Genomic DNA, 23,037 nt, shown 5'->3' with positions numbered 1-23,037 from the left:
CGGTCGCCGATTTCGAGGCGCCGCTCGATGTGCGCTATTGTTCAAGGGCTTCAAGCGCCGCTAGCTCAGTTGGTTAGAGCAGCTGACTCTTAATCAGCGGGTCCGGGGTTCGAGTCCCTGGCGGCGCACACCGTGTCCGAACAGCGCATCCCTTGATCACAGGGGATGCGCTGTTCGGATTTTGAGCGTCTTGTTCGTCAGGGTTCGTCCCCCGATGTTGGCTTGAACGCCGCCGTCCCGGCAAAAACGATCACCCCTGCCTCGCCACGACAGCCGGGGGTTCACCCAAGGCCGGGTAGTTAAGGCGCTCGTGGCGCTGTCAAGCACGTGAGTTCCCGGGACGTGGGAACGGAGATCCAGTAGACAGTGATCTTCCACAACCAGCCGTCGAAGAACTGGATCTCCGTTGATCACTGAGTCTGCCAGGACTGCTGTGTCCAGCGCTATCAAGACGAGTAACTCGCCCTGGCCAGCAGCCGAAGGGGTGTTCGCGCCCGGGCATTTGGGCGAGCTGACCGCGCTCGTGCCGTTCGAGCTCGTCGATGCGGTCCTTCACGAGACACGCAAAGTGCAGCGACGACTGCGTTGTCTGCCCTCGCGGGTCGGGGTCTACTTCCTGCTGGCCATGTGCCTGTTCCCCGAGATCGGCCACCAACTGGTCTGGCAAAAATTGACGGCCTCGCTGACCGCCCTGCCCGTCGTGATGCCCACCGCAAAAGCCCTGCGTGACCTGCGCCGCAGGGTTGGCAGCGCACCGATGCGCAGGCTGTTCGAGGTGCTGTGCGGACCACTGGCCCAACCCTCAACTCCCGGGTGGGCCACCCCGAGTCCGTGGAACCCGGCGCCCCCGCAGCGACATGCGACGGCCCACCCCAACCACGCAGGGGACATTACGGGCAAAGCAGCGGACTCGATGAACGTCAACAAGCCCCTGACGAATCGAGGTTGGCTCCGCTACATCGAGAGCGCACCTAGATGTATCGGGAAGAATGCGCGCCGTAATGATAAACGATTGAACAACGAGCCTTGCCCGCTGTCCGTCGGCATGCTCAAATCAACTGACTCGTCCCGGTGATCAGATGGGAAGTGCATGTCTGGGCGATTATTCGCAGTCGTAACGTTGCTACTTGCGGCTATCATCCCACTTGGCGGAAATGCGACCGCCACCGGAAGTGTAGACAAGCCCGAGGTCGTCGACCCCGCACCGTTTTCCTACATTGCCCCCAAGGTCAGGTCTCTCATGGACGCCCAGACCGAATTAAAAGAGCTCGCTCGTCCGATCATGGACATTGTTCGTGGCAGCAAAAAGGACCTAGGGTTCACGGGGGTCGCCCTTCAGGGAGACCATGTACAGCTGTGGTGGCACGGGGAAATTCCAGCGAATATCGATGCAGTCATCGATAAAAGTGTAAACAAATTTCGGGTAACTCCGGCGCCCCGCTCGCTCGTTGAACTGAAGGCGGAGGCAGCACCCCTTCGGGCTGCCATGCGTGATACCTCATCAGGCATTCACACCGTGGCCTATCGTATTGATGGCACGGGCTTGATCGTGAGGCGTTCCCCCGACGATGCGGCAAAGTCTGCGGCAGCTGTCAGTCGACTCTCGCTCGACGTTGCGGTTGCCTACGAAGATGCCCCCAGGCCGGAGTTCACCGGGCGAATGAATGACAGTCCGTCATACTATGCTGGGGCTCGTATTGACAATAAAACATTCCATTGTACTGCCGGATGGCCTGTTCACAGCAACTGGATCCTCACGGCCGCTCATTGCGGCTATCCAAACCAGTGGTGGTATAACGGCAGTCAAACCCTCACCATGGGTTACGTTGCAAGAGAGGAAACACCCCACGACCTGATGCTGGTCCATGCGGATGTAACCGGAGGTGCTCAGGGTCGAATGTGGGACGGCGGTGTCAGTACTCCGGGCGGCCAGAACACCTCCTCTGAATACACAAAGCAAATCCTCGGCTCTGACCACGTTTATCCGGGTGAGTGGCTTTGCACCTCAGGGTCGACGAGCGGTGCCCTCTGCGGCTATCAGGTCACGAACAACTTCCCGACGGACTACTGCGCTTACGACCACTGGGGCACCTACGAGTGCTATGTCGACCTCTTTGAGGCCGAGCAGCACACCGGTTACGAAGCAGCTCGCGGCGGGGACAGCGGCGGGCCGGTCTTCGGACTCAACGGGGACATGTCGAAAGTTATCGCTAAAGGCGTTATCTCGGGCAGGCGGTCCAATGTCTTTGGCCAGCCCAGATGGCTGCTCTTCCAGGATTTCATCACCGCTGTATACGACTTCAACGTCACGGTCGTCACTCCCTGATATCAGGGACGACTACGCCCCCGGCAAAGTCGAGAAGTGCGCGGTCACCCAAAGGATCGTTTAGCTTGACTGACACCTTCCTGACGGAAGGTGTCAGGTTTTGATCGCACGTTCCCATGTTCGTGTGGGAGGCCTTCAATCCAACTGAGACGAACGTTGGAGATTCAACAACGACGGGAGTAACGTCAGGTTTTGGCACGCCCGGACATGGGCGACCCCATAATTCCTCAATGTCCGCAGTCAGGTTCAACCCCTCAACCAATGTGTTCCTGAACGTCGTTGAAGGAAAAGCCAACCCAAGCCGCCAGAAGTGGTCGGTGCTCATCGCCGGCCACTTTAAAGTTCCGCCCCCCGTGAGATGAAACTCCCACGCCGGGAGAGATATTGTCCCGCGATCGGTGTTAAACGGTGCGACAACCAAGGTTGCGGTGGCGACTTTCGCTCTGGGGGCATCCTTGGTTGCCGGCTTGGCCTTTATTGCCGTTAAGGCGGCTTGGCTGCTGATCAGATCGACGCTTTTCGTGACGCCGTGAAGCGTAATCGGCGTTGCCGAGGGAGAAGCAGAGGAAGTAACCGTACCCTCTGGAACGACTTGCTTACTCTGGGAGTCTGTGAGCGGAAGGTCATCGAGAACGATCATGGGGCGGCCCAGTGGGGATGCGACAGGGAAGTCGCTCCATATGTCGGCGAGGCCTGGATCGGGAGCTTGTAGAACCGGTCGCGCCGAACTGCAGCCCGAAACCAGAATGAGGGACACGAGAAAACAGCTAACCTTGCGCATGATCTCCTCCTGTCTAAGTCCTCCAATCAAAACACGATCTTAGTACGGCAGCCGCATTTTGGGGTGTGAGCTGGGCCGATGCCGCGATCGGAGCGGCCAAGTATCGGCGTTCGGCGGACATGAGGACAGCCGCCTCGTGATTCTGTCTGTGTGAAGAGAACAAAACCGGAGGCGGCTGCTGCCGTTATCGTAGAGGCCCGACGGGTCGAGCGGGTGCTGAATGAGGTGCTGGGGCGGATCGGTGGGTGTTTCGCCCGGATCGAGCCCCGGCTGCAGGCCGGCAAGTACGTGCGGGCGCTGCTGTCGGACCTGCCCGAGCGCAACGGGTGGACGATCACGGAATGGATCGGGGATCGGCGCCCGGACGCCACCCAGCGGCTGCTCAACCACGCGGTCTGGGACACCTGGGCGGCGATGAGCGAGGTCCGGCGGTTCGTCGTGGAGCGACTGGACGCGGCGGCCGGGCGAACAGGCCTGCGGATCGGCGCGCTGGATGAGACCGGCCAGGAGAAGAAGGGCCGGGCCACCGCCGGGGTCAAGCGTCAGCACATGGGATGTGCGGGCGGGGTGGAGAACGACATCAACACCGTGCACCTGGCCTACGTGCGGGAAGGGGTCGGGCACGCGTTGATCGGGGCCCGGCAGTGGATCCCGGCCGAGCAGGTCACCGATCCGGTGGTGGCGGTGATCACGGGTCTGCCGCTGAACCTGGCCTTTCGTACCAAGGGCGAGCTGGCGATCGACATCCTGGCCGATGCCTACGCTGATGGGGTGCGCCTCGATTTCGTGGTGGGCGACGAGGTGTACGGTGCCTGTTTGAGGGTGAAGTCGATGTCGGCCCATACGGTGTGGCCGAGCTGCGGGCTTCCGTGGACGCCGATGGTCAGGGCGAGTTCCTTTATGAGAAGGATCCCGAACCCGCCCTCCACGATCTTCCCACCCGCTGCGGAGGTGAGGACGGGTCGTCCGGCTCCGCCGAGATCGGTGACGGCCAGGTACGCGAGGTCGTCCAGGACGACTTCGACGCCGAACCAGCCGTTGTTATGTCCGGAGACGGTGTGGAGTACGGCGTTGTTGCACAACTCCGCCGCGATCGTCCCCGCATCGTCGCTACGCGGGGTTCCGGCGAAGAGCCCTTCGACAAAGTGGCGGGCCTCGGACACCTGCTGAGGGGTGCCGGGGAAGGTGCGTCGCCACACCATCGGTCCCGGCACCCGGAGCCATTCCTCGGGGCTGGCATAGCCCCACTTTCCTTGGTGCATCGCTGATCTATCTCCAGGATGGGTGTTCCGGCCACCGGTTGGCGGCCGGTGATCACGCGCGCGGTACGTGGCGGTATCGAGCACCAACTCGCCCATCAAGGTCAAGTTCAATACACGGCTCCACCTCCCCGCGTGTTTGAGGCGTTCAGGCATGTCATACGGCCTTCCGACACGGACACCGCACTCCGAAAGCGAGGCCGTCACCCCTGTTGATCCGACTTATCAACGCCGCCCCCGCTTGTTGCTCGGGTGGCGAGGAGATCGGGCAGCCGCATGCGAAGGCGACGAAGCTCAACCCACCCATGCGCGCTGTAGTCCATCCCCGCTCGAGGTCGGCGATCGCCGTCAGGGAGCGGGGATCCTGGGATGCTCGGTGGCCCGCGACAAGCCACCGGCGCACTGCGGCGAGTGCCTGGTCGCGGCTGACCGGTGGTGCGGTCCACAGGTCCTGCGGGGGATCGGAGGCGTGCCAGTGGGTCACGGACGGAAGGAGGGGTGCCATGTCAGCGGCTCCATGTCGGCTGGGCCATCAGGCATGGATTCCCCATAGCGAACGCACTTTCCGGCGCGTGCGCGCGAGCGCCATTCTGCGATCTCGTTGAGACCGGTCGCTTCGAGGTCAGTAGCTGTCAGCCCGAGGTAGGGGTTCGGCTGGATCAGGATCGTGAGGACTCCGGTCGTGGTGCGGTCGCCGGCCCAGGTGTGATCGGCGGGCGTGAAGTCGTCGTCGATCCAGACGAGTGGCTGGTCGGTGAAAACCTGGGTGATGGTGTCGCGTTTCCAGAGGTAACCGTTGGGGTGGCTGGTGGTGAGCGGGAGGCGGGGTAGGTCGATGTGGTCCCAGGTTGGCAGGCCGAGAAGGCTGCCGACGAGGGGCGCGGCGTCTGCACGCCAACTGGTGCACCACACGGGGGTGAGGGCGTATCGGGTGGTCAGGTCGAGGACGAGGCGGCCGGTGGCGGGGTTGAGCCAGATCGCGACGGGCTCGCTGTAGCCGGTGGGGGTGACGTGGTGGGTGCGGAAGCCGTCGGGAATCTCCCCAGCGGGGCCGGGGAATGGGATGTGGACGCCGTCGATGTCACACAGAAGGTGCATTGGTCAGCTCCTGGTGTAGATGAGGACCAGGTCCGTGGTGTCGGTCGCGCGCAGGGTGAGGGCGAGTCGTCCGTCGTGGCGAAGGGCGCGGGCGGTCGCGGTCAGGAGCGGGCGTAGGTCGGCGCGTTCGACGAACGAGAAGGCGCCGAAGATCGAGAGGCAGAGGTCGATGGACTCGGGTGGGCAGGATCGGAGGTAGGCGGCTGCGTCTGTCCGGATGAAGGCGAGGCGGGGAAGACCTGCGTAGAGGGTCCGGGCACGCTGGATTTTGAGAGGGTCGTGGTCGATGCCGATCCCCTCGGCGTGGTGATGGATGGCGAGGTGGGCGAGGTTGTGTCCGCTGCCGCAGCCGAGTTCGACGACCCGCCTGCCTGTCAGATCGCCGAAGACCGTGAGTGGAGGGCCGATTCCTGCGGCTCGGGTTCACTCGAACCGGTCGCGGACGGTCAGGCTCGCAAGAGAAGTGCGGCTTCGGTGAGGTGGCGGGAGATCGCGGAGATCCATGCGTCTTCGGCTCCTTCGGCCCATCCGATCGTGAGCTGGTGGGTGAACCAGTCGGCAACCCAGACGCGGTGCCAGCCGAGCGCCCAGCGGGCGGAACTCAACCCGCCTCTTGAGGCCGCCGCCTCTTCGGGGCCGCCGACGGCGACGTAGGAGGTGATGAGCTCTTTGAGCTTGCCGGTGTCGGGAGCATCGATCGTGCCGTGCCAGGACGCCAGGTCGAGCAGCCCGGGACCGTGAAACGCCCGCGCGAAGTCCAGGAGGTGCGTCTCGGTCTCCTTGAGATGCACGGAGGTCGGATGCCATTCGGAGTGGCACAGCCCGAACGGCGGAAGATCGGTTCCGACGGAGCGGGCATCGGCGACCTTCGCCAGACCGCGAGCGGTCTCGGTGAGTGCGCCGAGGTCACGTCCAGGGCGGTCGAGGTGAGCGAGACGCGCACGGATCTGCTCGGGCATCGCGGCCAGGCACACCCCGTCCACGGTCGGCAAGTCTTTGGTGTCGCGGATGGCATGAACGCGAACAGCCAGAGCGGCACCTTCGGCGTCGGTTGCCTGCCGACCGGCCGGGCCGAGGTCGGTCAGCAGCATGCCGAGCAATCCAGGTGTTCGGTCGACCGCCAGGCGGGCCGGGACCGGCAACCCGCCCGCCTCGGCAACCGCCAAGGCGTGGTCTTCGGCGGCGAAGGGGCCTTCGGCGTACTTGAACACCACCGAGGTGCCGTCAGCCAGGTGAAGGCGTTCCACGCCCGAACGTGCCCAGACGCGGATCTCCTCGCGTTCGGCCGGCCCTTGCCCGAGGTTGTCCAGCAGCCGGGCGAGCAGAGCGTTCACCTCGATGGTGTCCAAGGTGCTGGGCCTTCCTTATCGATCGGTGGTCGGGACGCGGCAGGCTTCGACGGCCGCGATCCAGCTGCCCTTCATCGTGGCCAGCTCGCTGCGGAACTTCTCCAGCGGAGCGCCGTAAGGGACGACCGCGCCGCCGGTCTGGTTCGGGACGGACTGGCATCCGTGGACGAGACGGCCGCCGAGAGCGGTGTGGGCGCGCACGAGCTCCAGACGGCGGGTCTCGTTGAACCAGCCGCCGTGGTAGACCTCGTCCAGCAGGTCACCCTCGGCGTCGGTGAGGTCGAACACCGCGCGGGTGGTGGAGTTGAAGAACCAGGCAGGCCCGATGTTGGAGATCTCGCCGGTCAGCTCGACCTTGTTGAGCGCCATGAACGTGCCCGCCTGCCGGAGCATCATCAGATGCTCCTCGGTGATCTCCGGCATACCGAGATCGGCCAGATGCTCGGCGCGGAACACGTACCGGTACACCTCCCACCCGATCTGCAGGACGGTCGCTGCGTCGCTGGTCGGCGTGGCGTCGGCGCGGATGTAGTCCAGCGCGAGCTGCTCCAACGAGGTGTCCGGGGTCTCGTGGGCGTCGAGCATGTCGCGCCGCACCTGCTGCCAGGGGATGACGAGCCAGGTGTGGTTGGTGAACTTGAAGAAATACTCCTCGGGGTCGAGGGTGACGCGGTGGCCGTCCACGGTGATACCGGGGATACGGTTCCAGCGCGGATCGAACACCTCGGGCAGCTCGACGCTGATCTTGTCGTGGGTGGCAGTGGACACTTCGTTCTCCGTTCGAGAGGACAGGCAGCGGCACCCGTGCGGGACTGTAGGAAAGAGGGTTTTTCACGCTCCGCGTTCGGATTCCTACTAAGAGTGGCTCTCCGGGCGTGGTGCGGCTATGGTCAATGGCGTCGCAGAACGTTTAATCGGTTTATCCGTAGGGAGTTCCGATGGCGAGGCACTCCGGCCAGCGTTCCCCCAACGACCGGCTGCGGGAGATGATCGCGGCTTCGGGCCTGAGCTATGAGGGCGTGGCGCGGGCCGTTGTGCGCGTCGCTGCGGAGAACGGGGAAGTTCTGCGGACGAACAAGTCCGCCATCGCGCATTGGGTTGCGGGCGTTGAGCCGAATGAACGGACTGTCGGCTACCTCGTCGAGGCCCTCTCGCGCCGCGCCGGACGTCCGGTGACGAAGCTGCAGCTCGGTTTCCAGATCGACGAGTCGCCGGTGCTGGAAGGCGCGCACCCCGTCGAAACCGCGACCATGCTCGGCCGGGCCGATATCGAGAACAGAGGCTTCCTCGCCACCGCCGTCTACACCACGGATCGGGTGAGTCTGCCTCTCGGCTACGACTCAGAGGCGGTGAGCAGGCTTCTGCGGGCACGGACCGGCAGCGCGCGAGTCGGTGCCAGAGAAGTGGCCGTCGTCCGGCAGATCACCAAAGCGTTCGGCGCGGCCGATGAGCGCCTCGGCGGGGGCCACGGCCTCACTACCGTTGCCGCCTACCTGGCCGACACCGTCGCCCCCATGCTGTCCGGCCGCTTCACCGACGAAGCGACACGTCGCGACGCGTTCGGTGCCACTGCCGAGCTCGCCTGGCTGCTCGGCTGGAAGCATCACGACCTCGGACATGAGGGCGCGGCCCAGCGGTACTACCTCACCGGCTTCCAACTCGCCGTCGAGGCTGACCCGGGTGCCCACGCCGCCTGGATGATGCGCGCGATCGCCCACCAAGCGCTCAGCCTGAAGGAACATCGGCACAGCCGGGACCTCATCGAAGCCGCCCTCAAACGCGCTGAAGGCCGCTGCGACGGTGCCACCGAAGCGCTTCTGCACATCACGCACGCCCGTTCCCACGCCGCTCTCGGTGAGAAGGCCGGAGCAGCGAGAGCGCTCCTCGCGGCCGAGGACGCCCTCTCCCGACCAGGCGATCCTCAGCCCTCATACTCGCTCCTCATGGGACCCGCCTCCGGCACCGTCGACTCCCACACCGCCAGGACGCTCACCGAAATCGGCGATCATGTGGGCACCGAGGCCCGGCACCGGGCGGCCTTCACATCTTGGGACCCCGTCGCTTTTCCCCGCGTCCACCTGCTCACCCACATGGACCTCGGGGACTGTCTCGCCGCCCAGGTAAGAGCCGACGAGGCGATCGCAGCCTGGAGCCAGGCACTCGACCTCGCCGAAGGAATGGCGTCAGGCCGGAGCAGAATCGCCCTGGCGAGCATCCGACCGACCCTCGCCGTATACAAGCGCAGAGGCGTCCCCGGCGCGGCCCTGCTGGAACAGCGCATCCGGCACGCGGCCACCGCCGCGTGAAAGGATCGTGTCCATGCTCACGCCCGGCACCGCCCTGCCCCCCGCGCTTGAAGCACACACCCTCCTCGTCGCCGCCGTCATCGTCCACGACCAGACGCGGCAACGAGTCCTCCTCATACAACGAGCGGCCGGAGCGAAGTTCGCCCCCAACCACTGGGACCTTCCCGTCGGAAAGGCGAGCAAGGGCGAAGTGATCATCCGAACCGCGGTCCGCGAACTGAAAGAGGAGACCGGACTGGTCGTAGACCCCGCCGACCTCCGAGTAGCCGGTCTCATCCACTGCTCCTGGGGTGTCGAGGCACCGAACGGCTTCGTCACCGTTGTCTTCGTCACCGACACCTGGAGCGGCACCCCGATCAACGCCGAACCTCGCAAACACGCGCGCGTCGCCTGGCACCCGGCAGACCAGATACCCCAGGCATTCGTGTCCACCACTCGCGCCGCGCTGATCAACTACCTGACAGGCGGCCCCATGGTGACCACCGAGGGATTCTGACCTCAATGACATCGTCATCCCGCTCGCCCTGTCGGACGCCATGAAGACCGTTGTGTTCGCTGTTACCCGCAGAGGGCGTCGTCGACGACCTTGATGACCTTCAGCGCTCCGGCCTCGGTGCTGGGCAGGGCGGTCACCGCGACCGCGGCCGCCCGGCCGTCGGTGGTGGCGGCGTCGCGGGTCTCGTAGCCGTCGATGTCGCCGCCGTGGCCCCACGCGGTGTCGCCGCAGCTCAGCTTCATCTTGACCACGCCGAGCCCGTACCTCCAGCTCTCGGGGAACCCGGGGGCCTTGACCGTCTTCTTCATCTCCGCCAGCTGCGCGGGCTTGAGCAGCTTGCCGTCCAGGAGGGCGAGGAAGAAGGTGTTGAGGTCGTTCGGGGTGCCGATGAGCTGGCCGGCCGCGCCGCCCCAGGACGGGTCCATCGTGGTGATGTCGACGAACTCGCCCTTGGGCTTCCTGACCGTGTAGCCGCGGGGGTGCGGGCCCTTGATGGTCTGGTCGCCGACGCCCGGCCAGTAGGTGTCACGCAACCCGGCGCGGTCGATGACCCGCCTGGTGACCTCTTCGGCGATCGGCCGGCCGGTGACCTTCTGCACGACCAGGCCGAGCAGCAGGTAGCCGGTGTTGCTGTACTCCCAGCCCTTGCCCGGCCCGAACGACGCCTTGTGCCGCAGCGCCACGTCGATCATGTCCCTGGGCTCGACATAGCGGTGCTGGATCTCGAAGAAGTCCTGGTGCATGTAGCGGGTGTAGTTGGGCAGGCCGCTGGTGTGCTGGAGGAGCTGGCGGACCGTGATCTCACGGCCGTCGCCGGCCTTGCCGCGGACCAGCCCGGGCAGATATTTCTCGATCGGCCCGTCCAGCTTGATCTTTCCCTCGCCGACGAGCTGCAGCACGACGGTGGCGACGAACGTCTTGGTGTTGCTGCCGGTGCGCACCCGGCCGTCGACCGGCACCTCCTCCCGCGTCTCCAGGTTGCCGACGCCCGCGGTGTAGCCGGTGACGCGCCCGTCGATGTCGCGCACCGAGGCCAGCGCACCGGGGAACTCCTTGCCGATCAGCCCGTCGAGTGACTTCTGCACGCCGTCGTCGAAACCGGCGGCCGGGGATGCCGAGGCCGACGCCGAGGCGGAGGCCGTCGCCGCGACCGGCGCGGCGACGGTGCCGACGGCGATCATCGTGGCGAGCCCGCAGGCGAGGAGGCGGGAGCGGGGGGAGGAGGGCTTGTACATCGGAACTCCTTGTTCGAGGGTCACTTGCCGACCCCTGAAGCATGTCGCGGGGGAGATCGTCGCTTCGATCCCGCGAGCTGGAGACTCCTGGTACAGCTGGCGCTACCTCGGTCGTCAGCCGACGGGCAGGTGGTCGAGGTAGCCCCGGACGTTGCGGCGGGTCTCGGCCACCGAGTCCCCGGCGAACTTCTCCGCCACCGCGTCCGCCAGGACGAGCGCGACCATCGCCTCGGCCACGATCCCGGCCGCCGGGACCGCGCACACGTCAGACCGCTGGTGGTGGGCCCGCGCCGGGGCGCCGGTGGTGACGTCCACGGTGGCCAGGGCTCGCGGCACGGTCGCGATCGGCTTCATCGCCGCCCGCACCCGCAGCGTCTCGCCGGTGCTCAGACCGCCTTCGGTCCCGCCGGAACGCCCCGAGGTCCGCCTGACGCCCTCGTCCGTCGGCACGATCTCGTCGTGCGCCCTCGACCCCGGCGTACGGGCCAGCTCGAAGCCGTCCCCGACCTCGACACCCTTGATCGCCTGGATGCCCATCAGGGCGCACGCCAGCCGCGCGTCCAGACGCCTGTCCCAGTGCACGTGGGAGCCGAGCCCCACGGGGACCCCGTAGGCGAGGACCTCGACCACGCCGCCGAGCGTGTCACCCTCCCGGTGCGCCCGGTCGATCTCGGCGACCATCGCCTTGCTCGCGTCCGCGTCCAGGCAGCGCACCGGGTCGGCGTCCAGTCTCCCGGCGTCCCCGGGGGTGGGGAGGATCCCGCCGGGGGCCCTGGCGGAGGCCAGTTCCACGACGTGCGAGACGAGCTCGATCCCGGCCGTCTCTCGCAGGTAGGAGCGGGCCACCGTGCCCAGCGCGACCCGCGCCGCCGTCTCCCGCGCGCTGGCCCGCTCCAGGATCGGCCTGGCCTCGTCGAAACCGTACTTCTGCATGCCCGCCAGGTCCGCGTGGCCGGGCCGGGGCCGGGTCAGGGGGGCGTTGCGGGCCAGTCCCTCCAGCGCCTCGGGGGCGACCGGGTCGGCCGCCATGACCTGCTCCCATCTGGCCCACTCGGTGTTGCCCACCATGATCGCGACCGGTGAGCCCAGGGTCAGCCCGTGCCGTACGCCGCCGAGGACGGTCACCTCGTCCTTTTCGAACCTCATCCGCGCGCCCCGGCCGTACCCCAGCCGCCGCCTGGCGAGCGCGTCGGCCAGCATCGCGGTGGTGACCGGCACTCCGGCGGGCAGCCCCTCCAGGGTCGCCACCAGGGCGGGTCCGTGGGATTCCCCGGCGGTCAGCCAGCGCAGCCTGCTCATCGGGACGCTCCCGCGCTGAGGCTGAGAGCGCGGCTGAAGTCGCGGGCCCCGTGCAGCCAGGCCACCCTGTCGTGCAGGTCGTCCACGGTGAGGGAGGACAGCATCTCGTTGCGCGCCCGAGCCTCGGCGCCCGCCGGGTGGTAGAGCCGCGTCCCCAGCTCGCGGGCCACCACCTGCGTCCTGGCCGTGCGCTCGCGCCGTTCGGCGTTGTACTTCTCCAGGCGCTGCGGGATCGCGTCCTCGTCCCAGTCGAGCAGCCTGCCGATCACCACCGCGTCCTCGAGGGCCATGCACGCGCCCTGGGCGGCGTACTGCAGCATCGGGTGCGCGGCGTCGCCGAGCAGGGCGACCCGCCCGTCGGTCCAGCGGTCGACGGGGTCGCGGTCACACAGGACCCAGGTCCTCCACTCCTCGCCCAGTTCCAGCAGGTCGCGGGCCGTGTCGCTCAGGCCGGGGAACTCGCCCAGCACATGGGACCTGTCCACGGGCTCGCCGGTCACCTCCTCGCGGGCGCCGTCGTCCCGGGTGGCGGCCAGGTTCAGGAACCTGCCGCCGCCGATCGGGTAGTGGACGAAGTGCCACTTCGGGCCCGCCCAGAGGGTGACGGTGTTCCAGCGCAGCTCCTCGGGGACCTTCTCCATGGGGATGACCGAACGGTAGATGGTGTGCCCGGAGATCCGGGGCCCGCCGTCCCCGACGAGCTGCCGGCGGACGGCCGAGCGGATGCCGTCGGCCCCGACGAGGGCGGCGCCGGTGAACCGCTCTTCCGCGTCCGTGACGGCGGTGACGCCGGCCGGGCCCTGCTCGTACCGGGTGACCGCCCGGCCGCCGAGCAGCTCGATGTCGCCGGACGCGCGGCAGGCGTCGAGCAGCGGCTGGTACAGGTCGCCCCGGTGGACCACCGCGTACGGGTTGCCGAACCGCCCCCGGTAGGCGCCGGTCAGCGGCATGCTGGCCACCCGCTCGCCCGTCGTGCCGTCCATGAAGCGCAGCTCGTCGATGAAGACCGCCCGGTCGCGCACGGCCTCGCCGACCCCGAGGCGGTCGAGCGCGTGAAAGGCGTTCGGCCCCAGCTGGATGCCCGCGCCCAGTTCGGCGAACGTGGCCTGGCGTTCCAGCACGGTCACCCGGTGTCCCCGATCGGCGATGCCCAGCGCCGCCGCGAGGCCGCCGATGCCACCACCGGCGATGAGAATCTTCGCCATGTCCTCGTCATCCCTCCAGGGCCAGGCCACGGCCCGCCAGTTCGGCGATGTCGAAGATGCCCTCGGTGGTGGCCTCCACCTCGAAGACGGAGCGCTGGACGGGCGGGAATCCGATCAGTTCGGCGGCCCTGGCCGGCAGCGGAACCGCCGCGGCCTCCGCCGACTCCCAGAGCAACACGGCGCCCCAGCGGTCGCTCCTCCGGTCGGAGATCCAGAATTTCAGGCGCAGCCCGGGAATCGTGGCGAACCGGTCCACCGCCTCGTCGCGCAGAAACGCGCGGAGCGATTCGACGGTCTGGTCCGAGTCCCGCAGATCCCACCAGACGACCGCGGCCTGCATACGCTTGACACCTCCGGAATTCGATTCTTCGTGCCGCTGTCTCCGGTGTTTTGTCCCCCGGATTCACGGCCATTGTTCGTTTTTCATCTATTACGGTAGGCCCCAGCTCAGGGCGGTACAACGGGCCGGTGATAAGACATTCTTCTCATGATGCGAACAAGGAGGAGCGGTGGCCGGAAAAGGTTTCGGGCATGAATGCGCGAGTGTCGGAAAACGGCCGGGAGAGATGGGGAGAAATGTTGAGGACCGGCCCCGGTCCTTCGTCGGGGCCGGTCCTTTCCATCGGGTTCTTCTTACGGTCCTTTCCGTCGGGTTCCTCGTGTGCGAATCAGCGGTCAGCCCTTTTTCGCCTCCGCGATGGTGCGGGCCATCCGCTCGATGCTGGCCTCGTCGAACAGGTCGTCGATGTCGACGTCGGCGTCGAAGACCTCGCGGATCCGCTCGGTCAGGCGAGCCGCGCGCAGGGAGTCCCCGCCCAGCTCGAAGAAGTTGTCGAGGATGCCGATGCCCTCGAGTTCCAGCGTCTTCGCCCAGATCTGCTGCAGGGACCGCTCGATGTCGTCGCGCGGCTCCTGGTAGGGGCTGCCGACGTCCGGGCGGGACCGGGGCGGCTCGGGGAGCGCGGTCCGGTCGATCTTGCCGTTCGTCGTCGTCGGGAGACCGCCGATGACGTACGCCGCCGGCACCATGAACGAGGGAAGCGTCTGCTGCAGCGCCGCCCGGACGTCCCGGACCTCGGGGACGGGCCCGGGGCCCGGCTCGATGTAGGCCACCAGCTGGACGTCTCCCTGGCCGTCCTTCTTGGCCAGGACCGCCGCCTGGCCGACGCCCGGCTGGGCGGCCAGGACGGCCTCGATCTCGCCGAGGTGCACCCGGTTGCCGCGCACCTTGATCTGGTTGTCGGTACGGCCGACGATCTCGATGCTCCCGTCGGTCCAGTAGCGCGCCACGTCACCCGTCCGGTACAGCACCGGGTGGCGGACCCGGTCCATCGGGTTGGCGAGCCACTTCTCCGCGGTGGCCTCGGGCCGGCCCAGATACCCCCGCGACAGGCTCTCCCCGGCCACGAAGATCTCGCCGACGACTCCCGGCGGGAGGACTTCGAGGTTCTCGCCGAGCACGTACGCCTTGACGTTGGGCGTGGGCCGGCCGATCGGGGGCAGGCGGTGGGCGCGCCCCTCCTCGCCGAGGTCCACGCCGAGCTGGGTGATGTCGCACGTGGCCACCACCGTCGCCTCCGCGGAGCCGTACAGGTTGAACACGTGGAAGGGCAGGTCGGCGGAGGGCCACGACTGCACGCGCTCGCCGCAGATCCTGATGTTGACCAGCTCGGTCTCGGCGGGCCAGTGAAGCGTCCACAGCCGTTCGGCCATGGCCTTCATGAGCAGGGTGTGGGTGATCCGCTCCGAGACGAGCCAGTCGCGCAGCCACTCGGGCGACGTCACGACCGACGGCTCGGGGATGTGGACCGTGGCGCCCGCGGCCAGGACCGAGAAGCACTCGACCTCCACCATGCCGTAGCCGGGCGCCGCCAGCCACGTCCCGCGGGACCTCTCGGTGATGCCGCAGATCACGCGCATGCTGTAGATGAGGTTGCGGGCCGCGCCGTGCGGCACCATGACGGCCTTGGGCACCCCCGTGGAGCCGGAGGTGTAGCAGATGTGGATGAGGTCCTCGGACCGCACCGGCTCGCTGACCGGGGTGGTGGGCTCGTCGCGCCAGTCCGCGTCGTCGAGCGAGAGCACCGGGCAGATCCCGGACACCTTGGACTCGTGGGCCGTCATGGTCAGCACCACCACGGCGGAGGCATCCTCGATCATGAAGCGGACGCGGTCGTCGGGGAACTCGGGGTCCAGCAGGATCGCCGCCGCCGCCGTCTTGAAGCAGGCGAGCTGCGCGATCAGGCTCTCGGCGCCGCGCGGGAAGCAGACCCCGACCCGGTCGCGGGGGCGGACCCCCGCCGAGGCCAGCCGGTGAGCGAGCTGGTTGGCCTGGTCGTCGAGCTCGCGGAAGGTCAGTCGGCCACCGGGCCAGGCCACCGCGACCACGTCGGGCGTCCGGCGCGCGATGTCCGCGACGACCTCGTGGAAGAAGAGGCCGGGTACGGGCTCGTCCGTTTGGTTCCAGTCGACCAGGATGCGCCGCGACTCCTCCTCGGTGAGCAGCGGGACGTCCCGCAGCGCGACGGCCGGGTCGGCCGCCAGGGCGTCGAGGACCCGCCCCAGGTGCAGCGCGTACTGGGCGGCGGCGTCCGCGTCGAACTCCGCCCGGGACATCACGAGCTCGAGGCCGCCCCCGTCCCGGGTGAGCACGGTCAGCGCGGCACGCGGGCCCGGCTCCTCGCCGTTCGCGAAGCCGTCACTCGCGAAGCCGTCACTCGCGAAGCCCTCACTCGTGAAGCCCTCACTCGCGGAGATGCCGTTCGCGGGGACGCCGTTCGGGGGCGCGTCACTCGCGGGGACGCCGTTCGCGGGAACGTCTCCCGTGGAGACGACGGCGTGACAGGTCTCGCCGGCGAACGGCTCCGCCCGCGTGGCGGCGATCGCGGACAGCAGGTCCGCGGCGGTCGTGTCCCCCGACACCCGCAGCCGGACGGTCCCGGCCGGACCCCGCCGCGCCCGCCGTCCGATCAGCAGCTCGGTCTCCCCCGTGTAGCGGTGGAGCAGGCCGGCCAGGGCCGCCACCGCGAACGTCTCACCGTCCGGGACGGCCTTCTCGGGGACGGGGATGGGGTGCCGGTGCGGCTCCCCGATCCGGTCGTCACCGGCGGGACGGGCGAGGGGAAGCGACGAGTTGGTCGTTTCCATGGGAATCGTTCCTCTCGAAATAGCGTGGGACAGGGGGCTCAGGCGAGGGCAGGCAGCGAGGCGGGGAGAGCGGCCTCGGCCAGCAGGGGAGTGGTCTCGGCACCGGCCCGCCGGAGGGAACGCCCGGTCTCGGCGGCCGCGGCGAGCTCCTCGACCATCCGGGTGGTCTGCTCCCAGTCCACGCAGGCGTCGGTCACGCTCTGCCCGTACGCGAGGCGGTCCGTCCGCCCCAGGACCAGGTCCTGCCGGCCGGCGGCCAGGAAGCTCTCCAGCATGATCCCGGCGATGCCGGTCTCCCCGCCGGCGATCCGCCGCGCGATGTCCGAGGCGACGTGGGGCTGCCGCTCGTGGTCCTTGCCGCTGTTGCCGTGGCTGGCGTCGATGAAGAGGCGCTGGGGCAGTCCCGCCCTCCCCAGCAGTTCGAGGGCGTTCGCCACGTCGGAGGGTCCGTAGTTCGGGGCCGTGCTGCCGCCGCGCAGGACGACGTGGCACTCGGGGTTCCCGCTGGTGGCGACGATCGAGGCGACGCCCTCGTCGTCGATGCCCGGGAACACGTGCCCCTTGGAGGCCGCGACGATGGCGTCGACCGCGTCCTCCACGTGGCCGCTCGTCGCGTTCTTGATGCCGACGGGCATGCTGAGCCCGCTGGTGAGCTGCCGGTGCACCTGGCTCTGGACGGTGCGGGCACCGATCGACCCCCAGGACACGGCGTCGGAGAAGTAGAGGGGGGTCAGCGGGTCGAGGAACTCACAGCCGATCGGCAGGCCGGTCTCCAGGATGTCCACCATCAGGCTTCTCGCCAGGCGCAGCCCGCTGTTGAGGTCGTGCGAGCCGTCGAGGTGGGGGTCGCTGATGAGCCCCTTCCAGCCGAGGCGGGTCCGCGGCTTCTCCATGTAGACCCGCATGACGACCACGAGCGAGCCGGACACCTGCCGCGCGAGGTCGGACAGCCGCTCGGCGTAGGTCAGGGCGGCGCGGGGGTCGTGGATGGAACACGGGCCGGCGACCACGACGAGCCGGTCGTCCTGGCCGCTCAGCACCTGGGCGACCTCGTACCGGCCGTTGAGGACGGTCTCCCCGGCGGCGGGCGACAGCGGGATCTCCTCCCGCAGCGTCGCGGGCGGGAGAAGCGGCTCGACCGGGGTGACCCGGGAGTCGAGGGAGGGGGTGGGAGACGCGTCGGGGGTCTGGGTGACGGTCATGACGGGGTTCCTTCCTGTGGGGTGATCAGGCGTCGCGCGCCTCGAGGACGGCCGCGGAGAATGTGAATCCCATGCCGGTGCCGATGAGGAGCACCCGGTTTCCCGGCTCCAGAAGGTCCTCTTTCAACAGGTGGTCCAGGCCGTAGAGCTGGTCGGCGGGGCCGAGGTGGCCGATCGTGAGCCCGAGCTCGGCCAGGGTGTTACCGGGAACGGCGTCCAGCGGTCGTACGAAGCTCTCCTTGAACAGGGCCCGCCCGACGAACGGCGTGACGAGCCAGTCGATCCCGTCCATGGACAGGCCGGCGTCGGACAGCGCCCGGGAGACGACGCCGGCTGTCCCGGCCGCCGACCTGGCGCGGACGTCGCGCAGCGACAGCTCGCCGCGGGCCAGGAACTCCCGGGTCCTGCGCCTCATGTCGGGCCGCGGCTCGGGGGCCGTGCGGAACGGCTCGTCGCCGCGCGAGAGGCCTTCGAGGGCCGCGTCGGTCTCCGACGCGCAGGACAGCAGCCTCAGCCGGCCATCGCCGCGAGTGACCACCGCCGACGCGGCGCCGTCACCGAAGACCATGCCGGGGGAGAGGTACCAGCGGTCGGTGGGCGGGGCGAACCGGTCCGCGACCGTGATGAGGGCGGAGGGGAGCTCGGGGCGTCCCGCCAGCATGCTCGCCGCGATCTCCAGGCAGGCCAGGGAGCCGTTCGACGCCGCCGAGACGGTCATCGGCATCCCGGCCATCCGGGTGCCCAGCAGTTCCCCGCCGATCCAGCAGGCCGCGGGCCACATGTCGATGCCCTGGAAGTGGCTGTGGCTGTGCAGGTAGAGCGTGTCGGGACCGATCTCCGTCCCGCAGGCCGCGGCCTCCTTGAGCGCCTGCCTTCCCGCGGTCACGGCCATCTCGGGGGGAGCGTCCGCGGACTGGGAGACGGAGACCATCCCGGTGCTCTCCGCGACCTCGGCCGAGTACGAGCCGTCCTCGACGGCCCGGTCTATCGGCACCAGGTCGCCGAGCGTGCCGCCCGTGCCGGAGATCCAGATGTCATCGAATCGCATCGCTGAGCGTCCTTTCCGTGCCGGAGGTGCCGGAGGTGCCGGAGCTGCCGGGGATACCGGAGGCCTCGGGGACGTCCCACAGGTACTCGCCGCCCGCGGTGACGTGGATCGGCCCGCAGATCCCGTCGAGGATCCGCCGGACGCTGCGGAGCAGCACCCGTCCGACGGCCGTGTCGATCGCGCCCGCCAGGTGCGGGACGCTCGTGGAGTAGTCAACCTGGAAGGTGACCTCACAGCCCTCGGCGAGGTCCTCGGTCGTCCAGGAGCCCCTGAACTCGTGGAAGTCGCCGGTGACCTGCTCGAACTCGATCCGGTACGGCTGCGCGCCGACCAGGTGGCGGCTGTGCTGGACCCACTCGGCCGTGCCACTGCGGAAGGCGAGGACCCACTGGCGGAGCCCGCCGCCGAGGTCCTCGACGGAGAGGATGTCCGGGGCGCACGACGGGAACGCCCGGTCGTCGCCGAGCTGCTCGATCAGGTCCTCGGCCGAGCACCACACCTTGGCCTTAAAAATGCGAGATGTCATGGTATTTACTCCGTATCGGTCGCCGGGCGGACGATGCTGACGCCCTGCAGGTGCGAGGCGCGCAGCATGAGGTAGTTCGCCTCCCCGAAGGCGCCGCCGGTCAGGCCGGTCCCGCCGTGGGTGGGAAGGAACGGCAGGAAGCCGGCGTGCGAGTCGTTGATCTTGAGCTGGCCGCCGCTCGTGACCCCCTCGGCGAACCGGTCGATCACCGAGGGGTCGGCGGCCCAGAAGGAGTTGCGCAGGCCGTACGCGTTGCCGTTCACGAACTCGACGACCCGCTCCAGCAGGTCGTCGTCCGTCCCGCCGGCCTCGGGGACGATGACCGGCAGGAGGGGGAAGAACGTCTCGTCGCGTACCACCCACAGCGACCTGGAGTCGCGGAGCCCGTCGACCCGCAGGATCGTCGGCTCCAGGAAGAACCCGGTCTCCGACGCCGACCCGTCCACCTCCAGGCGGCGGCCGCCGTGGACGAGCGTCGCGCCCTGCCCGAGCGCCTGGGCGACGCAGGCGTGGAACGCGTCGACCATCAGGACCGGGGTGAGCACGACGCCGCGCTCCTCGGGGTATCCGGGCTGGATCTTCTGCACGGCCACGGTTAGCCGCTCGACGAGCTCGTCGGCGATCGCGGGGTGGGCGACCACCTGGTTGGGCACGTTGCAGATCTGGCCCGACTGGGTGAAGAACTGCGTGAGGCTCTCCACCGCGACGTCCAGGTCCGCGTCGTGCCAGACCACGAAGCAGTCGTTGCCCGCGAGTTCCAGGATGGGCTTCTTGCCGGCCGCGACGCAGTCGCGCTCCAGAGCCAGGCCCTTCTTGCTGCCGCCGATGTAGACGATGTCGTCGACGTGCTCGCTGGCCAGCCAGGCGTCGAGCATGGGGGGCCCGCAGAGCGCGTTGAGCGTGCCGGGGGGCGCGCCCGCCTCCTCGAGCACCGGCGCCACGATCTCCCGCATCGTGTACATGACCGCGAGCGGGATCCCGCGCGGCGCGCGCACCACCACGGCGTTGCCGGCCAGGAGGGCGGTGACGCCGAACAGGGCGTTGGCGACCGCGGCGTTCTGCGGCGGGTTGACGCAGACCACCCCGTCGGGGACGCGTCGCAGGATCATCTCGCGCTCGCCGTCGTGCCGGTCGAAGCGCATCTGCGCGGCGCACCATCCGAGCGTCTCCCGGCTCCAGCCGGTGAGGGGGATCCCGTCGACCATGCCCTCGGCGAGGGAGCGGGGCTGCCCCTCGGCGACCAGGATCTCGACCAGCTCGTCCCGGTGCTCGGCGAGGCGTTCCGCGATGCGGTACCCGATCTCCATCCGGGTGGCGAGCGGGAAGCGGGCCCATTCCGGGGCGGCCCGGGCCGCCGATTCGAGGGCCAGCTCCACCATCGCCTCGTCGGCGACGGCGCACGCTCCCGCGACGACGTCCCCGGCCGATTCGATGTCGACGACGCCCAGGTCAAGGTCGCGCTTGAGCCTCAGGCTGGAGAAGGTGTCCTCCAGGACGGCCCGCGTGGTGACCGTGTGGACGTACTTCCCGCTGTCGCCGGTGATGTCCCTGCCGCCGATGTAGGCGGGATAGACCCTGGTCGTCACGTCGTTTCCCTTCGCGCCCCGGATTTCTCTGTCGGATTTGTAGTTACCAGCAATTACGCTAAGACGGTAACAAGGGTGGGACAACGGGGGGGCGATAAGACCTGCTTCTCGGGATGCGAACACGAACCGTGGAGCGCGCGGCGCGACGGAGGGCAGAACGGCTCGCCGATCGTGCCCGTGCCGCCGTGCCGACGCCGGTGGGGCGGGAAGCTTGGCGAGGCATGTCGAATCACCGATACTGACTACCGGTAAACATTTTTCGGTAGTAACCTTGTCAGGGTGAAACGACAACCGGGAGACAGAGCTGTGGCGCCGGGCCCGCTCGCGCTGGTGCAGGCGTTCGTCAACAGCGTCAACGTGGAGTTCGGCCCTGACCGTTTCGCCACCGCGGAGGGCCTCGCCACCTGGCTGGAACGCAACGGCCTCGGCGGCCCGGGGGTGGAGCCGGGCGAGCTGGATCGCCGCGACGCCGTGATCCTGCGGGAGGCGCTCCGCGCGCTCCTGCGGGAGAACAACGGCGGGCCCCCCGACCCCCAGGCCCGCCGCACGATCGAACACGTCGCGCGCGCCTGCCCGCTCGTCGTGGGGTTCGACGGGGAGGCCGGGCCCCTCGGCCTCCGGCCCGCGCTGACCGACGTGCGCGGGGCCCTCGCCACGGTGCTGGCGTCCGTCGCCGATGCCGTCGCCGACGGTTCCTGGCAGCGCCTCAAGGCGTGCGGCGAGCACCGATGCGAGTGGGTCTTCTACGACCGGTCACGAAACCGGGGCAGCCGGTGGTGCTCGATGTCGGTGTGCGGGACGCGGGCCAAGATGCGCACCTACCGCGAGGCGAAGCGGGCGCACAACGAGATCGGGTGAGCCGGACGAGCCGGGTGGAGACGGTCCGGCCGTCTCCACCCGGCTCCCCGGTCGCGTCACCGATCCGGGCGTGCCACCGATCCGGTCGTGCCACCGAGTCGGTCGTGCCACCGAGTCGTGTCACCGATCGGGGCGCGTCACCGATGCGCCTCGCCGGGGATCACGGCGGATCACGGCGCGTTCTCCCGGCCGAGGAGCTTTCTCGCGACGACGAGCTTGGTGGCCGCCGCGGTGCCGTCCGCGAGCTGGAGCCCGATGACGTCCCTGAGCCGCTGCGCGATCGGCCCGTCCTCCGACCAGCCGAGGTGGCCCATGGTCAGCAGGGACTGGTGAACGGCCTCCATCGCCGCCTTCGGCGCCCACCACTTGGCCATGTTGGAGGGGAGCCGCGGGTCCAGGCCGCCATCGGCGCGCCACAGCGCCTCGTACGACACCAGCCGTGCCGCGTGCAGCATGGTCGCGTGCTCGACCAGGGGGAAGGCGACCCCCTGGAACCTGCCGATGGGCTCGCCGAACGCCTCCCTGGCGCCCGCGTGGGCGACGGCCTCGTCGAGCGCGGCCCTGCCGACCCCGAGCGCCATCAGCGAGATGAGCGCCCGCGAGACGCCGAACCCGCGCATGACCGCGGCGAAGCCGAGTCCCGGTTGCCCGACCACGTCCCGGGGGCCGACGCGGACGCCGTCGAGGACGAGCCTGCCGCGCCCGCCGGACCGGCAGCCGAGGTCGGAAAGGACCTCGCGGCTCACCCTGGCCTCGTCGAGCCGGACGTAGAAGGCGGTGATGCCGTGCGCCCCCGGCTCTCCGGTGCGCGCGAAGACCAGGCCGTGCGTGGCGTAGGCGGCGAGCATGATGGAGGTCTTCTCGCCGTTCAGCACCCATCCGTCGCCGTCGGGTTCGGCGCGCATCTCGATGCCCGCGGCATCGGTGCCGTGGCCGGGCTCGGTGAGGCAGAGCGCGACGATCGCCTCGCCGGTGGCGATCGGCGGCAGCCAGCCCGCCAGCTGCTCAGGCGTGCCGTTCGCGGCCAGGACACCGCCGATGAGGGCGGCGTTGAGCACGGGGTAGCAGACCGACAGGTCCGCCGCCGCCAGCTCCTCCAGGGCGACGCCCGCGCTCACCGCGTCGAGCCCGCGCCCTCCGTACTCCTCGGGGACGCGCAGCGAGAACAACCCCTCCTCGCCCATCTCGGCGAGCAGCCCGGAACGGTAACCGCGCCGCACGTCACTCTCGTGGCGGTACGGGGCGACCCTGTCGGCCGCGAACTCCCGCACCCTCTTGGCGAGCGCCTGCTGTTCACTGGTGAATTCGAAGTCCAT

20 protein-coding genes, 1 tRNA gene and 2 pseudogenes are annotated in these 23,037 nt (G+C 68.7%); 7 read left to right on the top strand and 16 right to left on the bottom strand.

What is annotated here, in order from left to right; genetic code table 11:
• Window positions 1–54 precede the first annotated feature (54 nt).
• The 3 genes from ACTOQ2_RS04610 (at window position 55) to ACTOQ2_RS04600 (ending at window position 2,326) form a co-directional block, all read left to right on the top strand.
• Window positions 55–128: transfer RNA gene (locus ACTOQ2_RS04610), tRNA-Lys, on the top strand.
• Window positions 129–433: 305 nt separating this feature from the next.
• Window positions 434–1,075, top strand: coding sequence for a transposase domain-containing protein (locus ACTOQ2_RS04605; protein ID WP_440098421.1), 642 nt, complete (start codon window positions 434–436; stop codon window positions 1,073–1,075).
• A gap of 165 nt (window positions 1,076–1,240) precedes the next feature.
• Complete coding sequence (locus ACTOQ2_RS04600) at window positions 1,241–2,326, top strand: trypsin-like serine protease (RefSeq protein ID WP_440098420.1); 1,086 nt, start codon at window positions 1,241–1,243, stop codon at window positions 2,324–2,326.
• Here ACTOQ2_RS04600 and ACTOQ2_RS04595 read toward each other — a convergent pair.
• The gene (locus tag ACTOQ2_RS04595; RefSeq protein ID WP_440098419.1) at window positions 2,316–3,107 is read right to left on the bottom strand and encodes a hypothetical protein; all 792 of its coding nucleotides are present in this window, start codon (window positions 3,105–3,107) and stop codon (window positions 2,316–2,318) included. The two genes, ACTOQ2_RS04600 and ACTOQ2_RS04595, sit on opposite strands and share 11 nt — an antisense overlap.
• 213 nt (window positions 3,108–3,320) lie before the next feature.
• On the opposite strand from ACTOQ2_RS04595, the pseudogene ACTOQ2_RS04590 reads away from it, so the two are divergent.
• Window positions 3,321–4,082, top strand: a pseudogene (locus ACTOQ2_RS04590) (transposase); the annotation flags it as partial.
• Here the strand turns inward: ACTOQ2_RS04590 and ACTOQ2_RS04585 are convergent.
• The 5 genes and pseudogenes from ACTOQ2_RS04585 to ACTOQ2_RS04565 form a co-directional block, all read right to left on the bottom strand.
• A pseudogene (locus ACTOQ2_RS04585) lies at window positions 4,007–4,309 on the bottom strand (ATP-binding protein); the annotation flags it as partial. The pseudogenes ACTOQ2_RS04590 and ACTOQ2_RS04585 sit on opposite strands and share 76 nt — an antisense overlap.
• Before the next feature lie 537 nt (window positions 4,310–4,846).
• Window positions 4,847–5,464 (bottom strand): hypothetical protein, encoded by a 618-nt coding sequence (locus tag ACTOQ2_RS04580; protein ID WP_440098418.1) that lies wholly within the window; start codon window positions 5,462–5,464, stop codon window positions 4,847–4,849.
• A gap of 3 nt (window positions 5,465–5,467) precedes the next feature.
• Window positions 5,468–5,842, bottom strand: a complete 375-nt coding sequence (locus ACTOQ2_RS04575; RefSeq protein WP_440098678.1) for a class I SAM-dependent methyltransferase — start codon at window positions 5,840–5,842, stop codon at window positions 5,468–5,470.
• Between the two features lie 68 nt (window positions 5,843–5,910).
• Window positions 5,911–6,813: a hypothetical protein gene (locus tag ACTOQ2_RS04570; protein ID WP_440098417.1), complete on the bottom strand. Its 903-nt coding sequence runs from the start codon at window positions 6,811–6,813 to the stop codon at window positions 5,911–5,913.
• A gap of 15 nt (window positions 6,814–6,828) precedes the next feature.
• Complete coding sequence (locus ACTOQ2_RS04565) at window positions 6,829–7,581, bottom strand: hypothetical protein (RefSeq protein WP_440098416.1); 753 nt, start codon at window positions 7,579–7,581, stop codon at window positions 6,829–6,831.
• A gap of 170 nt (window positions 7,582–7,751) precedes the next feature.
• Between ACTOQ2_RS04565 and ACTOQ2_RS04560 the strand changes: the two genes are divergently transcribed.
• Together ACTOQ2_RS04560 and ACTOQ2_RS04555 are read left to right on the top strand one after the other, a co-directional pair.
• Window positions 7,752–9,119: a tetratricopeptide repeat protein gene (locus tag ACTOQ2_RS04560; RefSeq protein ID WP_440098415.1), complete on the top strand. Its 1,368-nt coding sequence runs from the start codon at window positions 7,752–7,754 to the stop codon at window positions 9,117–9,119.
• A 13-nt stretch (window positions 9,120–9,132) separates the two neighbouring features.
• A complete protein-coding gene (locus ACTOQ2_RS04555) occupies window positions 9,133–9,615 on the top strand; it encodes an NUDIX domain-containing protein (protein ID WP_440098414.1) in 483 nt (160 codons plus the stop codon).
• 62 nt (window positions 9,616–9,677) lie between these two features.
• Here the strand turns inward: ACTOQ2_RS04555 and ACTOQ2_RS04550 are convergent, their stop codons facing one another.
• The 9 genes from ACTOQ2_RS04550 to ACTOQ2_RS04510 all read right to left on the bottom strand — a co-directional run bounded on the left by ACTOQ2_RS04550 (window position 9,678) and on the right by ACTOQ2_RS04510 (window position 20,863).
• Window positions 9,678–10,850: a serine hydrolase domain-containing protein gene (locus ACTOQ2_RS04550; RefSeq protein ID WP_440098413.1), complete on the bottom strand. Its 1,173-nt coding sequence runs from the start codon at window positions 10,848–10,850 to the stop codon at window positions 9,678–9,680.
• Between the two features lie 114 nt (window positions 10,851–10,964).
• Complete coding sequence (aroC, locus tag ACTOQ2_RS04545; protein ID WP_440098412.1) at window positions 10,965–12,149, bottom strand: chorismate synthase; 1,185 nt, start codon at window positions 12,147–12,149, stop codon at window positions 10,965–10,967.
• The gene (locus tag ACTOQ2_RS04540) at window positions 12,146–13,354 is read right to left on the bottom strand and encodes a 3-hydroxybenzoate 6-monooxygenase (RefSeq protein WP_440098411.1); all 1,209 of its coding nucleotides are present in this window, start codon (window positions 13,352–13,354) and stop codon (window positions 12,146–12,148) included. The genes aroC and ACTOQ2_RS04540 overlap by 4 nt, the downstream gene beginning before the upstream one ends.
• 7 nt (window positions 13,355–13,361) lie before the next feature.
• Window positions 13,362–13,694: a hypothetical protein gene (locus tag ACTOQ2_RS04535; protein ID WP_344745356.1), complete on the bottom strand. Its 333-nt coding sequence runs from the start codon at window positions 13,692–13,694 to the stop codon at window positions 13,362–13,364.
• A gap of 335 nt (window positions 13,695–14,029) precedes the next feature.
• On the bottom strand, window positions 14,030–16,501 hold the full coding sequence (locus ACTOQ2_RS04530; protein ID WP_440098410.1) for a non-ribosomal peptide synthetase: 2,472 nt from the start codon (window positions 16,499–16,501) through the stop codon (window positions 14,030–14,032).
• Between the two features lie 38 nt (window positions 16,502–16,539).
• Window positions 16,540–17,703 carry a 3-deoxy-7-phosphoheptulonate synthase gene (locus ACTOQ2_RS04525; protein ID WP_440098409.1) on the bottom strand — a complete coding sequence of 388 codons (1,164 nt, stop codon included), beginning with the start codon at window positions 17,701–17,703 and terminating at the stop codon, window positions 16,540–16,542.
• 25 nt (window positions 17,704–17,728) lie between these two features.
• Window positions 17,729–18,751 carry a ketoacyl-ACP synthase III family protein gene (locus ACTOQ2_RS04520; RefSeq protein WP_440098408.1) on the bottom strand — a complete coding sequence of 341 codons (1,023 nt, stop codon included), beginning with the start codon at window positions 18,749–18,751 and terminating at the stop codon, window positions 17,729–17,731.
• Window positions 18,738–19,277, bottom strand: a complete 540-nt coding sequence (locus tag ACTOQ2_RS04515) for a type II toxin-antitoxin system RatA family toxin (protein WP_440098407.1) — start codon at window positions 19,275–19,277, stop codon at window positions 18,738–18,740. Before ACTOQ2_RS04515 ends, ACTOQ2_RS04520 begins: the two co-directional genes overlap by 14 nt.
• A 5-nt stretch (window positions 19,278–19,282) precedes the next feature.
• Complete coding sequence (locus ACTOQ2_RS04510) at window positions 19,283–20,863, bottom strand: aldehyde dehydrogenase family protein (RefSeq protein ID WP_440098406.1); 1,581 nt, start codon at window positions 20,861–20,863, stop codon at window positions 19,283–19,285.
• A 279-nt stretch (window positions 20,864–21,142) separates the two neighbouring features.
• On the opposite strand from ACTOQ2_RS04510, the gene ACTOQ2_RS04505 reads away from it, so the two are divergent.
• Window positions 21,143–21,721 carry a CGNR zinc finger domain-containing protein gene (locus ACTOQ2_RS04505; RefSeq protein WP_440098405.1) on the top strand — a complete coding sequence of 193 codons (579 nt, stop codon included), beginning with the start codon at window positions 21,143–21,145 and terminating at the stop codon, window positions 21,719–21,721.
• A 170-nt stretch (window positions 21,722–21,891) separates the two neighbouring features.
• Here the strand turns inward: ACTOQ2_RS04505 and ACTOQ2_RS04500 are convergent, their stop codons facing one another.
• Entirely contained in the window at window positions 21,892–23,037 is a 1,146-nt protein-coding gene (locus tag ACTOQ2_RS04500; protein WP_440098404.1) for an acyl-CoA dehydrogenase family protein, read from the bottom strand.

The organism is Streptosporangium sp. H16 (assembly GCF_051918855.1).
Classification (GTDB): domain Bacteria; phylum Actinomycetota; class Actinomycetes; order Streptosporangiales; family Streptosporangiaceae; genus Streptosporangium.
The sequence above is the reverse complement of the archived record's forward strand: the minus strand, read 5'-3'. Positions and strand labels throughout refer to the sequence as shown.